The sequence below is a fragment of the Streptomyces sp. NPDC031210 genome (assembly GCF_055570395.1).
Genome location: NZ_JBVIHH010000016.1, coordinates 168,768 through 182,198 on the forward strand (window position 1 = coordinate 168,768; position 13,431 = coordinate 182,198).

At 67.6% G+C, this 13,431-nt stretch carries 8 protein-coding genes; 3 read left to right on the forward strand and 5 right to left on the reverse strand.

Going from position 1 to position 13,431, the window contains the following annotated elements; translation table 11 throughout:
- The first annotated feature begins 78 nt into the window (after positions 1 to 78).
- Together ACZ45Z_RS26920 and ACZ45Z_RS26925 are read left to right on the forward strand one after the other, a co-directional pair.
- Complete coding sequence (locus ACZ45Z_RS26920; RefSeq protein ID WP_468367418.1) at positions 79 to 1,323, forward strand: hypothetical protein; 1,245 nt, start codon at positions 79 to 81, stop codon at positions 1,321 to 1,323.
- The gene (locus tag ACZ45Z_RS26925; protein ID WP_468367420.1) at positions 1,307 to 2,110 is read left to right on the forward strand and encodes an alpha-ketoglutarate-dependent dioxygenase AlkB family protein; all 804 of its coding nucleotides are present in this window, start codon (positions 1,307 to 1,309) and stop codon (positions 2,108 to 2,110) included. The genes ACZ45Z_RS26920 and ACZ45Z_RS26925 overlap by 17 nt, the downstream gene beginning before the upstream one ends.
- Before the next feature lie 91 nt (positions 2,111 to 2,201).
- On the opposite strand, the gene ACZ45Z_RS26930 is transcribed toward ACZ45Z_RS26925, so the two are convergent.
- From ACZ45Z_RS26930 to ACZ45Z_RS26945, 4 genes are all read right to left on the reverse strand, one after another.
- Positions 2,202 to 2,474 (reverse strand): DUF6406 domain-containing protein, encoded by a 273-nt coding sequence (locus ACZ45Z_RS26930; protein ID WP_468367423.1) that lies wholly within the window; start codon positions 2,472 to 2,474, stop codon positions 2,202 to 2,204.
- Positions 2,471 to 10,057 carry a toxin glutamine deamidase domain-containing protein gene (locus tag ACZ45Z_RS26935; RefSeq protein ID WP_468367494.1) on the reverse strand — a complete coding sequence of 2,529 codons (7,587 nt, stop codon included), beginning with the start codon at positions 10,055 to 10,057 and terminating at the stop codon, positions 2,471 to 2,473. The genes ACZ45Z_RS26930 and ACZ45Z_RS26935 overlap by 4 nt, the downstream gene beginning before the upstream one ends.
- A 294-nt stretch (positions 10,058 to 10,351) precedes the next feature.
- Positions 10,352 to 10,663 carry a hypothetical protein gene (locus ACZ45Z_RS26940; RefSeq protein WP_468367426.1) on the reverse strand — a complete coding sequence of 104 codons (312 nt, stop codon included), beginning with the start codon at positions 10,661 to 10,663 and terminating at the stop codon, positions 10,352 to 10,354.
- Between the two features lie 257 nt (positions 10,664 to 10,920).
- Entirely contained in the window at positions 10,921 to 11,361 is a 441-nt protein-coding gene (locus ACZ45Z_RS26945; RefSeq protein ID WP_468367429.1) for a hypothetical protein, read from the reverse strand.
- Between the two features lie 466 nt (positions 11,362 to 11,827).
- Between ACZ45Z_RS26945 and ACZ45Z_RS26950 the strand changes: the two genes are divergently transcribed.
- Positions 11,828 to 12,289, forward strand: coding sequence for a hypothetical protein (locus ACZ45Z_RS26950; protein ID WP_468367432.1), 462 nt, complete (start codon positions 11,828 to 11,830; stop codon positions 12,287 to 12,289).
- A 134-nt stretch (positions 12,290 to 12,423) separates the two neighbouring features.
- On the opposite strand, the gene ACZ45Z_RS26955 is transcribed toward ACZ45Z_RS26950, so the two are convergent.
- Positions 12,424 to 13,281, reverse strand: a complete 858-nt coding sequence (locus ACZ45Z_RS26955; RefSeq protein WP_468367435.1) for a 3-hydroxybutyryl-CoA dehydrogenase — start codon at positions 13,279 to 13,281, stop codon at positions 12,424 to 12,426.
- Positions 13,282 to 13,431 lie beyond the last annotated feature (150 nt).

Sequence of the window (13,431 nt, forward strand, 5' to 3'; positions counted from 1 at the left end):
CCCTTCGGGTACGGACCTGGCCACCTCGCTCTCCTCGCCGGGGGATTATTCGCAAGCGTGGATGGCAGGTACCGTTGAATGGGCACAACCGAGGAAACAGAAGCCCGCGTTGACGATTCGAGCAACATCTTGGTCGCGCCGACGGCGATGCAGGATCAGGAATGGGTCAGGGCCTTCTTCGGGACCACCAACACGCCCGAGGACCTGGCCTCAGCTTCACTCGACCTTGCACGGAAGACCGTATATCTGTGCGGCGACATATCCGGGGTCAGCGCCCGCCGACTGCAGGATGCCGCCCGCGTGTTCGTCATCCGGGAGCTTTCACACGGCTACCCCGAGGGCGTAGGTGCGCCATGGCCCCTTGTCGACCTCGGCCGAGTCCCCGTCCGCGTACACGGCGTCGGTGTGTACTACCGACGCTTTTTCGGGCTCGGCTCCGATGAGTTCGACCGCATCCGTGCGGAGCACACGTTCCAGTCCCTGACGGAGTCCACCAAGCCGGGAACGGCCCATCGCAGCGGAATCTATCTGACGCCCGTCACACGAGACGGAGACGCACTGCACTTCCGCCTGCTCCGATGCTCCACGAATCTCTCTGGACCCACCGAGAATTTCGGGCCCACCGACACACGTATCGTCGACGGCCTCAATCGCGAGGCCACCACTGTTTTCCGTAACCAGGCACCGCTCAATCACGTCCTGGCCCAGATCTATCACAACACCCTTGCCACGGCGGAGCGCAAGCAGTCCAAGGCCCGGATCTCGGCGCATGCCGACAAGACCAAGGACATGCCCGTCAACGGCATCATGGCCTTTTGCACGTTCTACGATCGGCTCGATGACCTGCGGCCGCTGGCCGAAGACCCCTTCGACTTCGGGGTGAAGGGTGCCAGCGGTCTGACCCGGCTCCGCTTCCGCCTCAAGGATCCGACCGAGGAACGCGACGACGCCTCGTTCCCCGCGCAATTCACCGTGACGCTGTATCCCGGCTCCGTCTTCTTCATTCCGCTGTCCACCAACCGCCTCTACACGCACGAAATCCGGCCGTCGGGGTTGGATGCCGAACTGCTCCCGACCCGACTGGGATACGTGGTCCGCTGTTCGAGCGCCGAAGCCGTGCATGAGGACGGCCACACCTACCTCAAGACAGCGGGAGGAACAGGGGCAGGCGACCGGGTGCCTCTGGAGCCTCCCGCAGAGGCCGGCATGGACGCGCTGCGCAGGCTGTACGCCGAGGAGAACAGGACCTCGTCCTTCATCGACTACGGCGACGCATTCCTCTTCAGCATGAACACGGGAGACTACGTTGCCCCACGAGCCTAGGATCTCGGACGAGATCTTCTCTTGTACTCTGCCGACCGACGAGAACCTCTTCGCGGAACTGTCCGCGTCGGTGCGCTGGGAAGACGTGGGAAAGGGTCGGCAGGGCGCCGCACTGACGAAGATCGACGAGGCCGGTGATGTGCCTCTTGTACGCACCACCACCCAATACGGCAGCCCGACGCAGTGTTTCCGGGCGGTACACGAACGGTTGGCGCAACAGATCCAGGAGTGTGCGAAACTTCCGGTCGGCTTCAACAACGCTCTCATCGAGCGCTACACGAACGCGTACACCAAGATGGGCAGCCATTCCGACCAGGCCCTTGATCTGGCCGACGAATCGTTCATCGCTGTCTTCTCCTGCTACCGGTATCCCGAATCCGGACCGCCGAGGAAGCTGATCTTCGAAACGAAGCAGTCCGATGGCGAGAAGCTCGAGATCCCTCTCGTCCACCACGGCATCGTCGCCTTCTCCGTCGCTTCGAATCGACGACTCAAGCACAGGATCGTGTTGGACGCGCCCGCCCAGGCGCCGGACAACCAGTGGCTGGGCGTGACGTTCCGGACGGCGAAGACCTTCATCCGGTTCAGCGACGGACTCCCGTACCTGCCACGGGGCACGCGGCTCACGTCGGCCGACGAGGAGCAGAGGCGCGACTTCTTCCGAATGCGGCGTCGCGAGAACACAGAAACGGACTTCGTCTACCCCTCGTTGACGTACACCGTCAGCGAGGGAGATCTGATGCCGCCCGGAGTACCCGAGGACGCCATCACGCCAGTCGGCTGGTGACAGGCCCTCGCCGTCCTCCACCATGTCTCAACATGGTCCTGCTTATTGCGCGATGACTCCTCGACCCTGCGCGTGGTGGGTGGTGGCGGAATCAGGATGCGGCAGCCGCGACGCGGCGCAGCACCACGGTCCAGTCGTCCTCGCTCGGCCAACCCGTCAAGTCGGCGAGCTGCCACGTCTCGTCGCCCACGGGGAAGTTCTCCCCAACGCGGAGGGTGTGATCCTGCTTCTCGGCGGCGACGGTCACGATCCGAACCCTGACCGAGGCGTCGGACTCCCGGTAGATGTCCATCACTGCGAACCTGGCGTTCTCGGTATGTCGCTGAATCCCGTGCCAGAGATGAATCGTGTCGGCATTACTCACTTCTCATCCTCCAAAGATGCGTACTGGTTGCTGCAGTATTTCATGAACTCCTTGATGGTCAGCGGCTGGGGATGGTTCGAGTTATGCGGATTGCGCAACTGAATCAGGCCCTTGTCGTCGACCGAGACGATCTCGTAGGCGTGGGAACTCAGGAGGTCCTTCTCCATCTTGTTCTCCACACCCGTGCCCTTGGGGCGCGTGCCGATAACGACCGGCCTGCCGCTTTCCGTGAGTTCCCGCAGGTGAGCCAGGAGTTGCTTTTCCGGGCTGCGGCCCTGCATATCGTACTGCGTCGGGAATTCGTGGTTTTCCGACGTACGTCCCGTGAGCTGGGCGAGCAGCTCGGCACGGTCGCCCGATGTGGAGCCCTGGCCGATACGGGAGTAGCCCGTCAGCAGGTTGTCGTCGAAGTCCTTGTTGCCGGGGAACTGCGACTCGTGCTCGCGCTTCTTGTCGTCCCAGAACTGGTCCAGGCCCGCGATGGCCTTCTCCATGATCGCTGGCCAGGCCACACCCACGTCGTTGGCTTCGGCGTAGGCGGTGGTGTTGGGGAAGTCGCTGTACACGGGCAGGTCCGGGGTGACGCGCACGGTCAGGATGCGGCCGGTCGGAGCCTGGTTGCCGTAGTTGTTGCGCCGCACCTCGTGGAAACGGACCTCGTAATTGCCGTCCTCCGTCTCCCGGATCATGTCCTGGAGGAGATCCGGGTACCTGCTCGCGATGGCGCCCAAGGTGGCGATCATGCCGCAGTCGCCGATGGCACCCTGCTGCGTCTGCTCACGCGAGGGAGGCCCGTCGAACAGCGGCACGCGCGTCCCGTCCGGACGGTCCAGCGGCGTGCCGTAACGGTCGGGCTGGAACTCCGCCGGCTTCTTGTGGTTGCCGAAGTGCGGCTGGTCCACCTCAGTGGTGATCTCGGTGGGCTCGGCCGGGCCCGACTGGGTCAGGGACTGCCAGAGCTGCTTGAACCGGCCTCGCTTTTCCGCCTGGTCGTCCGAGGCGGGGGAGCCCTCGCGAGGCTCGCCGGCGGACGGGTTCGGGGCGCCGGCCTGCTCGCCCGTCCTCGTGGTGGCGGTGGTGGGGCGCGGGGTCTCTCCCGCGTCCGCGAGTTCGGTCTCCTTCTGCGAAACGTCGCGGTTCGAGCGCTGCGAGCCGCGCTGCGAGTCCGTCGGCACGGATGCTCCGTTGTCCACAGTCCCGTTGTCCGCAGTTCCGTTGTCCGCAGTCCCGTTGTCCACAGTCCCGTGGTCCGCAGTTCCGCGGTCCGTAGTCCCGTGGTCCGCAGTCCCGTGGTCCGCAGTCCCGTTGTCCACAGGGGAGTCGACGCGCGCGGGGTCTGCCGAAGGCGTGCGCTCGCTATCGGTCGGCTTGGTGGTCGGCGTGCCTGCGGGGTCGGCGGGGGGACGGCGGTCTGTGCCTGCGGGGTCGGCGGGGGGACGGCGGTCTGTGCCTGCGGGGTCGGTGGGGGGCCGGTGGCCCGTGCCTGCGGGGTCGGCGGGGGGACGGCGGTCTGTGCCTGCCGGGTCGGCGGGGGGACGGCGGTCGGCGCCTGCCGGGTTCGCCGGTGTGGTGCGGTTGGGGTCCGTGGTGGTGAGGGGAGTCTGGCCCTGGTCGTTCATCGTCGAAATGAGGTTGTCGACGAAGTCCAGATGCTGCTGGATCTCCCGGTCCATGAGTTGGCGGTTGGGCGTCTTGAAGCCCTCCGTCGCTTTCTTGGCCTCGGCCTCGGTCAACCCCTGGTCCCGCAGGGCGGCGCGCTCCTGCTCCAGCAACGCCTTGCGCTGAGGGTCGACCCGGTACGTCGTGCTGTAGTACACGGGCACCCCGTCCATCGCGTCGGAGTCGCGAATGGTCTTGGAGCAGTCCGCATGCCCGGACATGTCCTTGCGCAGACCGCAAGGCTCCCGCTCGGTGTACAGGCCGGCGATCTTGTACTTGGGCTTCCCCTCGGCTTCCCTGCTGTTGTTGAGCTGGTCGACCCACTCCAGGATGTGACTTTCCGAGTGCCGTGGACGCACGGCATCCGAGGCGGCCGGGACCGAGGAGTCGATGATGTAGTGGCTCTCGCCGCGCTCGTCGACGACCTCCACGACCGCGTAGTTCTTGTCGGAGAAGTCCGGGGAGTTGCGCTCCGTCGCGTCCAACAGATCCCTGAGGTCCTGCGGGGCGTCGTCCTTGGGGCGCGCCGAGGCCTCCCGTCGGGTGGATGCCACGGACTCGTGATGGTCGTGCGCCGGGTCGATCTTCTGACGCTTCTTGGGCGGGGCGTCGGCGTACGGGTCGTTGTTGGGCGCGGGTTCCGGGCTCGCGCCCACCGCGTTGTTCGCGTGGAAGGAGTGGCTCATCCGGCCCAAGGTCGCGAGCGCGGCGTACCGGTCACCGTCGTTCATCTGCGACCACGCCGGGTCGAGGTGACGGCGCAGATCGCTGTCCGTGAAGTTGGTCGCCGGCATCGAGACGTCGTCCCGGTGCGCCTGCAGCGTCTCCTTGTGCTGCTTCTTCGCCTCCGCCAAGGCGTTCTTGGCGTCGTTCAGTCGCTGCTCGGCAGCCGCCCGCTCCGTCGGATCGGCCTTCTTCAGCGCCCTCTTGGCGCTGTCGGCCTCCTTCTTGGCGTCGTCAAGAGCCTGCTTGGCGTCGCGGACGTGCTGTGCGGACTCCGCATGTTGCTGCCGGCGGTCCAGGGACTCCTGCAGCAGATCGCGCAAGGGGGAGGTGGGCGGGTTGCCCTGGGGCTCGGCCCAGGCCCGCATCTGCTGCTGGACCGGTGTCAGATCAATCCGCCGTACCTTATGCTCCCGCCGGAGATCCTGCTGTGATTGATCCGGAGGGAGATTCGCGTGCTGCTGGTCCGGGGCTTCCCGGTCGGGGAGGCTCTGGTTTCGCTGCTCGCGAGTTGCTTCGGCGCTGGGTTGACTGTCGGACGGATCAGTGATGCCGGCCGGGCCTTGCGGCGACGGGCGGTTGGTCGCGGTCGGGGTGGTCGGGCTCTGGGTGTGGGCGGCGGGCTGGTTGGTGGTGCCGACGGGCCTGCGGTTGGCGTCCAACGGGATCGCGAAGACGCCGTTGGTGCCGCTGTGGAGCGGGGTGGTGCTGCGCTGGCCCGTCTGCGGGTCGGCGTAGACGATCTGGCCGTTGTGGTTGACCACGTTCCAGGCGTGGGCACGGCCGTCGGCGTTCTGGGTGATGATCACGGCCTGTGAGCCGTGGCCCTCGTTGAGGAGGGCGGTCTCCAGGTTGTTGTACGCGTCGCGGCCGTCGCCGAAGTCGTCGAACTCGGCGCCTAGGGCGTTCTCGATACGGTCGCGGCCGTTGGGCTCGGGAGTGTCGGCGGGCGTGCCGTCCCCATTCGGGCTGCGGCGGGCGGCGACCGTGGGGTTGCCCGCGTACGACTCGACGAACGCCAGTGATCCGTCAGGGCAGTTGACGTCGCGACCGGACTCGTCGGGGCTCTGGCCGCGCAGATCGTCGACCCAGGTGCCCTCACGCGGGTCAGGGGCCTGCTGGAACGAGCCGTCCTCGTTGCGCGGGAACCTCTCCTGCTGCGCGCGGTTGTCGGCGTCGGTGGGGTCGTCGTAGCCATCCGGTGGACCGGAGGGGCGCGTGGCGGTGGACGGGAAGACCGGTTCACTCGACTCCGCTTGCTGGTCGGTGTCTTGAGAGTTCTCGGTTTCCTGGGTGTCGTCGTGGGTGTCGTCGTGGGTGTCGTGGGTATCCTGGGAATCCTGAGGGGCTTCGGATTCCTGGCTGTCCTGCGTGTCCTGCGCGTTGTCGGGCTGCGAGCTGTCCTGGTCCGTCGGGTCCGAGTCCTGGGTCGTTTCCGAGTCCCGGTCGGTGGTGGCGTCCGTGTCCGGGGCGGTCTCGGATGCCTGGTCCGGGGTGGGCGGGCTGGACTCCTGGGTGGTGTTCGTGTCCGGAGAGATGTCCTCGTTCTGCGGGGATGTCGTCTCCGGGGTCGGCGCCATTCCGGGGGCAGGCGTCGTCTCCGGCGTTGTGGAGGATTCCGGGGTCGTCGACGGTGGTGCCGTGTCGGTGTCGCCCTCGTTCGCGTTCTGTTCGGCCGTCGTGCCGTCATTGTCGTTGTCGGAGGGGGCCTCGTCCGTGGACGGTTCCGTGGACGGCGAGGTGGTGGAAGGTCCGGCCGACTGGGTGTTGGGAGTTGACTGATCCGTCGACGCGTCGGGGCCCGGGCTGTTGTTGGTGTCCGGAGTGTTCTCCGTGGACGGCTGAGGCGTCGACGGCGTCAGGAAGTACGGAGTGATCGGATTCCGGTTGGCGTCCAGCGGGGTGTAGAAGACCTCTTGGGCGCCCAGGTGGATCGGATTCTCGCTGACGACGCCCGTTTGCGGGTCGACGAACAGGACCTGGCCGTTGTGGTTGACCGCGGCGAAGGCGTGGCCGCCACCGCCGGGCCAGTTGACGCCGATCACGGCTGCCGAGCCGTGCCCGGCCTGCGACAGCTCGTAGGCGATACGCGCGTACGGGTTGGGATGGTCCTTGCCCGCGTACGTGCTGGGTGCGCCGGCCCAGCGCGCCTGGTTGTCGACCGAGTCGCGCTCCGCGGAAAAGCGGTTCAGGCTGCCGTCCGCATTGAGGTCCAAGGTGCGCGGGGCGGACACCGTCGGGCGGCCGAACCATGTCTCGAGGAACGAGCGGGTGCAGTCGGCGCAGTTGTTGGATCGGCCGGGCACCGCCGGGCCGCCGTCGTTCTGCAGACCGGCCCAGTTTCCTTGCCGCGGGTCCGCGTACACCTGCGGGGTGCCGTCGGGGTTCCTCGGGTGGGCGTTCTCGAGGTCCTGCTGATGGGCGGGGTCGGGTGTGGTCAGGCCCTCGGACGGGATGTTCAGGTCGTTACGGATGTCCGAAAGGTTGTCTGCCTGGGGCGGCGGCGGAGGCGCCGTGGGTTGCTCGGGCGCGCTGTCGTCAGCGGGGGGCTGGTGCTGATCGGGCGTCTGGTTGGTGGCGTCCGGCTGCTGATTGTCCGGCTGCTGGTTATTCGGCTGTTGATTATTCGGCTGTTGGTTGTCCGGCTGTTGGTCGTTCGGTGCCGGCATGCCCTGGTCGTTGGGCGTGGAAGTGCGGGACTCGGCCGGTGACCGCTGGTCCGCCGGACGGTTCGTCGGCTGCTCGCCGCGCGGCGGCGTCGTCGGGCGCCCAGGCGTCTCGGTGCGCGGAGTCTCGGCACGCGCCGTGTCAGTGCGTGGTGGTGTGGTGGGGCGGCTGGGCGTTTCGGTACGCGGTGTGTCGGTGCGCGGCTGCGTGGTCGAGCGGCTCGGTGTCTCGCTGCGCGGCGTCTCGCTGCGCGGCGTCTCGGTGCGCGGCGGCGATGCGGGACGGTTCTGCTGGGTGTCCCGCGACGGCGTCGTGGGCCTGGTGCTCGGCTGTTCCGTACGCGGCGTCGTGGCGCTGGGCCTGGTGGCCCGCGGTGTCGTCGGTGTTGTCCTGGGGGTGCCTGCCGCCGGCGCCTGCGTCGGGATGGGGCCGGCCGCCGGTGGTGGCATGGCACCCGGGGTCGACGTTGAGGGCGTCGCGGATGACGGGGTCGCCTGCGGGTTGCCCGCCTCACCGGACTGCGTACCGGGGGCCGGGGGCGTCGCCGTGGCGACGTTGCCCATGAGGCCCATGTTTTCGTCATCCGGGTTTTGCGGGGTCGGTGTTGACGGTGTCGGCGCGTGGCCCTGACCAGGGCTGGGGTTCGCGGTGGGTGTGTTGCCGGGCATGGCGCCGCTCGGCATGGAGACGCGGCCGCTGCCCTGGTTCTGGTTCTGATTGTCGCTGTTGTTGCCGTCGTTGGAGTCGCCCGGCATGGGGCCCTGGGCCGGTGCGGGCATGGTGGTGACCGAGTCGCGGTCGACCTGGTGCACGCCCGGTTCGGGGCGGGAGTTGTCGGGAGCCGGGGCCGGTGCGGCCTCGGGGCGGTCTGTCTCCGGCGGCGGGGACGGCATGGGCGCGGGCTCGGTGTTGCGTGGGTCCGGGATCGACGCGCCCTGCTCCGGGGTGTGGACGTCGACGCCGTCCGGGCGGCTCGGGCGAGCGCTGTCCGGAGTGGTGTCCGGCGCCGGGGAGCCATCGACATCCGGCGTGGTGCCCGGCCCCTCGATGGGCGAGGAGTTGGAGGGCATGGACGGCTCGTTGCCCGGTGCCGTGCTCGGCGGGGCGTCCGGTGTGCTGTCCGGACGGGCGGAGTCAGGGGTGGTGTCGGGGGCCGGTCCGCCCTCGACGTCCGGCCTCGTCGTGGTGGACGGCGTGGACGAGTCCGGAGACGAGTCGGGGGTGGCCGAGTCGTCGCCCGGAGGACGACCGACGCTCTCGTTGTAGGCCTGGGTGCCCACGTCGAAGGGGCTGGGCGAGTCGGAGCCGCGGCTCGGTGAGGGCGAGGACGACGAGGGGTTCGACGAGTCCGGGCTGCCGGTGCTGTCCGTGCTGCTGTTGGACGGCGTACTGGAGGAAGAGGAGGGCGAACCCGAAGCCGACGGGCCGTCGGACGACGAGGACGGGCTCGACGAAGAGCTGTCCGAACCGCTCGACGGAGACGAGGACGACGGACCGCCGATATCCGGTGCCCTGCGCCCGGAGTCACTACTGCTCGAACTCGGCGAACTACTGGAACTCGGGGTGTTGCTCGGCGAACTGCTGTCGTTCGACGGCGAGTTGGACGAGTTGGACGAGTTGGACGAGTTGGACGAGCTCGGCGAGTTCGACGAATTGGAGGAGCTGGAGGAGCTGGGGGAGTTGTTGGACGAACTGCTGTCGTTGGACGAAGAGTCGTTGGAACTGCTGTCGTTCGACGACGAATCGTTGGAGTTCGACGAGCTGTCGTTGCCGGAGTCCGACGAGCTGTCGCCGCCGTCGTTTCCGCTGTTGGTCAGTCCGTCGCGGGCGCCACGCCCCGCGCGGGAGCCGGCGCCGTCGCGCAGGGACTCGCCGAAGGTGGAACCGGAGTTCTTCAGGGCCTCCTTGCCCTCTTCGTAACCCTTCTTGGCGGTGCGGCCCAGGTCGTAGCCCGACTGCTTGCCGAAGTTCTGCTCGACGGTCTGGGCGACCAGGTCGGAGACCATGGCTTCCAGAGCGGAGACAAAGGGTTCCTTGGCGGTCTCCAACACCGCCTGCAAGATCTGTTGGGCTATCTCCTTGAGGAGTTTGCGCAGGATCATCCGCGTGGCGGCGGCCGCGCCCATCGCGCCGAGTTCGGACAGACCCAGGGTGAAGGGAGCGGCGGCCTGGGCCGCGATGATCTCGATCGCCAGGACGATCAACTGGGCGATCACCGCCACTTTTAGCCCGATGATGAGCATCGCCGCGGCGTCCATGCAGATGGCGATCAGCTCGGCGCCCTGGCGGGCGTCATCGAAGTAGCCCGAGCCGCCGGCGAACTTCTCCCAGGTCTTGTTGAAGCCCTCGATGGAGTCGCCGGCGCTCTCGGCGAGGACGTTGCCGGCGGCGCTCACGCCACGGGCCTGGAGGGCCTCCACATCAGCGGCGAACTGGCGCCAGGTGTTGGCGCACTCCATCATCTTGTCTTCGTTGCCTGTGGGCCATTCGAAGCCACACATCTCGAGAACCCACTCAAGTGCGTTCGGCAGCATCAAAGCCACGACGAAGTCCCCCGTTGTTGCCCATGTAGTTCGTGTTGTCCCGGCCCTGTGGGCCGACCGCCCCCCTTCCGCCTCCCCGCCGGCGGAAGGGCCCTGCTTCTCTGCTGCTGCCGAAGGCGCCGTTCGGAGCCTCGTGAGTGCTCAAACCGGCTTGTGTCGGCGCAGAGTCATGCCCATGCCCATGCCAGAGCCTACCCAACGGACCTTTTGGGCCCTCAGCTCTGGTGTGTCACAGTGCTGTAGCAGACATCCGGTCCGCATTCGTCCAGCCCTCAGGCGGCAGCCCTAGCCGTTGGGCCGGCGCATGCTGCGGTACAGCTCGATCGCGGAGTCCGGCGGAAAGTTGGGGACATAGGTGACGGATCCGTCGCTTTTGGAGATCACCATGTGACTGCCACCCAAGGGCGCCTGAGTGCCGGGCGGCGGTGGGGGCATGACGGCGTGGACGAGGAAGCCGATGTCGAACTCCGTCACGTACAACGGCGCCGGGTTTCCTTCCAGATCCAGTACTTCGAATCGGGCGCGAGCGGCAGCCAATGCCTCTTCGGCAGTGGCGGGGATGGGCTGTACCGGTTCCGGCGCGTCGGGATGCGACACGGACTCTCTCCTGTCAGTGAAGGGACGGCTGTGGGTCAGGCGCGGTCATGCGGTGGAACTCGGGTTGGCGCGGGGCGTTGGCCGTCGAAGCGTTCGAAGCGTTCGAAGCGTTCGAAGTGTCGAGCCGGAGCCGAGCCGACGCCGAAACCGATACGGCACAAACACTCGACCCTGGCTGCCGCGACCGTGTTGCTGTGGTGGCGGCCCTGCAACCCCGCTGTGCGGTCGCCACACGCCCCCCCGTGGTGCGGGCCGTGTCACTTGCTCGTGGACCTCAGAATCCGCACGTCGCCGCCGAACTGGTTCTCCGGCTTGTGCTCCTTGATCAGAGCCTCGTTGAAGTCCTCGTTCTCCTCGTGGTTCTTCGCCATCCGCTCCAACGCCTTGCCGATTTCGTTGAGCTTGGTGGCAAGGTGGTCCATCGAGTCCGTCATGCCGTCGCGCAGACCTTCGTAGACCACGCCGAACTTCTCGCCGAGCTCGTCGTCACCCCACGGCGGGGTGCCTTCCTTGTCGCTGAAGGTGGTCATGCCCTTCCAGGCGTCGTGGGCGACACTCGAGACCGTCGTCTCCTTCGGCGCTCCGCCTCCGCCGCCTCCACCGTCACCCTGCGCGGCCAGGCCGTTCTTCAGCTTGGCGGTCGCCTGGTAGAAATCCCTGCCGATCTCGGAGAAGTTCCTCCCCTCGGCCTTCAGCATCTCCGGATTGCTCCTGAACCCGTCGCCCATGACCGCGCCCCCGTTCACCAACCGGCGTCATCGAGCTGCCGGTTCACGTCCGTTTTATATAGGTGCCAGAGTACCCATAGGCACTGACAAGCCCTCAACCCTGGGTGTCACAGTGCTGCCCCGGGAGCGTCCGGCCGATCCCCATCGTTCGCCGGTAGGCGGTGCGTCGGTGAGACGGCCCGAGCCTCCGTGGGCACGGGCCCTTGGCCCGTCCGGCTCCGGGCTCGACCCCGGTGTCCACCCCGCCCCCGCTTCTTCGGCCCCGTGACCACGTTGGAGAAGGACCGTCGTGCTCGGCGCGCTACGTCCCGACAGGATGCCCTCGGCCGTTTCCTGGAGCGGTCCGCTCACATGGGGGTTGTTGGCCAGAGCGCGCAGCGCTTTGTGGAGGCTGTCAGCCTGTTCTGGGTCCTGCGCGACGTCCATCAGCTCGGAGTTGTCGATCTCCGGCTCGCCCGGTCCCGGTCCGCTTCCCGGCTTGCCGGCCCTGGCGGTGGTGCTGTTCTTCGTCCCCGACATGAGCGTCCGCAAGCAGGCGGAGCGGCGGCGTCGCGAGATGCGGCGCACCCTCTGCCTCGTCCTGGACCTGACGGTCATCGACCTGATGGAGCTCGCCTCGACGTTGAGTCTTTTGGGCAGTGAGGGCGCCAAGATCCGTGGCTTGCTCGGGGCGAAGGCGCGGGTCATACGGCGGCGCAGGGTCTCGGAGGCCGACGGGGCCGCGCAGGCGGCTATTGAGCGGATGTCGCTTCCCGTGGTCCGAGGCCGTTGTCGTCACCGCCCTGCCGATGCCCGTACTGCGCCGACCCGCGCGGCGAATGTGTCGCTCCGAGCACTCGCATCGGCGAGGCAGCGCCAACAAACCAGTGCGGGATCAAGCCCTGCCTGCGGCGAGTGAGCCGGCGGTTTGGTCCGAAGGACCTGGCGGGCACCGCGAGAGCCACCCGACCGCAGCGCCGCCGTCGGCGTGGGGTCGGGTGAACTAGCCCGGGAACAGCGCCACTTGGCGGCGCCACCGCGCCACCGCGCTCCCTAATACGAGTAGAAGCCCGACCCCGACTTCCGCCCCAGACGCCCCGCGTCCACCATCCGCTGAAGCAGCGGCGGAGCGGCGTACAGCGGCTCCTTGTACTCCTCGTACATCGAGGCGGCGACCGAGGCCACGGTGTCCAGTCCGATGAGGTCGCTCAGCTTGAGCGGGCCCATCGGATGGGCGCAGCCCAGCTCCATGCCGTTGTCGATGTCCTCGCGGCTGGCCATGCCCGACTCGAACATCCGGATCGCGGAGAGCAGGTAGGGGATGAGCAGCGCGTTGACGACGAAGCCGGAGCGGTCCTGGGCGCGGATGGCGTGCTTGCCCAGCACGTCCTGCACCAGCGCCTCGGCCCGCTTGATGGTGTCCTCGCCGGTGGTCAGCGCGGGGATCAGCTCGACGAGCTTCTGCACTGGTGCTGGGTTGAAGAAGTGGATGCCGATGACCTGGTCGGGTCGGGACGTGGCCACCGCCAGCTTCACCAGCGGGATGGAGGAGGTGTTGGACGCCAAGATCGCGTCCGGCCGGGTCATCACCTGGTCGAGGACCTGGAAGATCTCCGTCTTGACCTGCTCGTTCTCCACGACGGCCTCGATGACGAGGTCGCGGTCGGCGAACTCCCCGAGGTCGGTGGTGAAGCTGAGCCGGCCGAGCGTCGCGTCGCGTTCCGCGGCAGTGATCTTGCCGCGCTCGGCGGCCTTGCCGAGGGAGTTGGTCAATCGGGTACGTCCCAGCTCCAGGGCTTCGCCGGTGGTCTCGGCGACCATGACGTCCAGCCCGGCGCGGGCGCACACCTCGGCGATGCCTGCGCCCATCTGGCCGCAGCCGACCACTCCGACGCGTTCGATGTCGGTCACATCGTGCCTTTCGCTGATCTTCAGGACTGGCGGTACGCCGTAAGGGTCCGGCGCCCGCCTCGGCCCCGACGTTACTCCGCACGGTGCTGTGCTCCGGGCGGCGGGGCGGGCATTCTGGGCCCTCAGTACGGGATGAACCGGATAAACAGG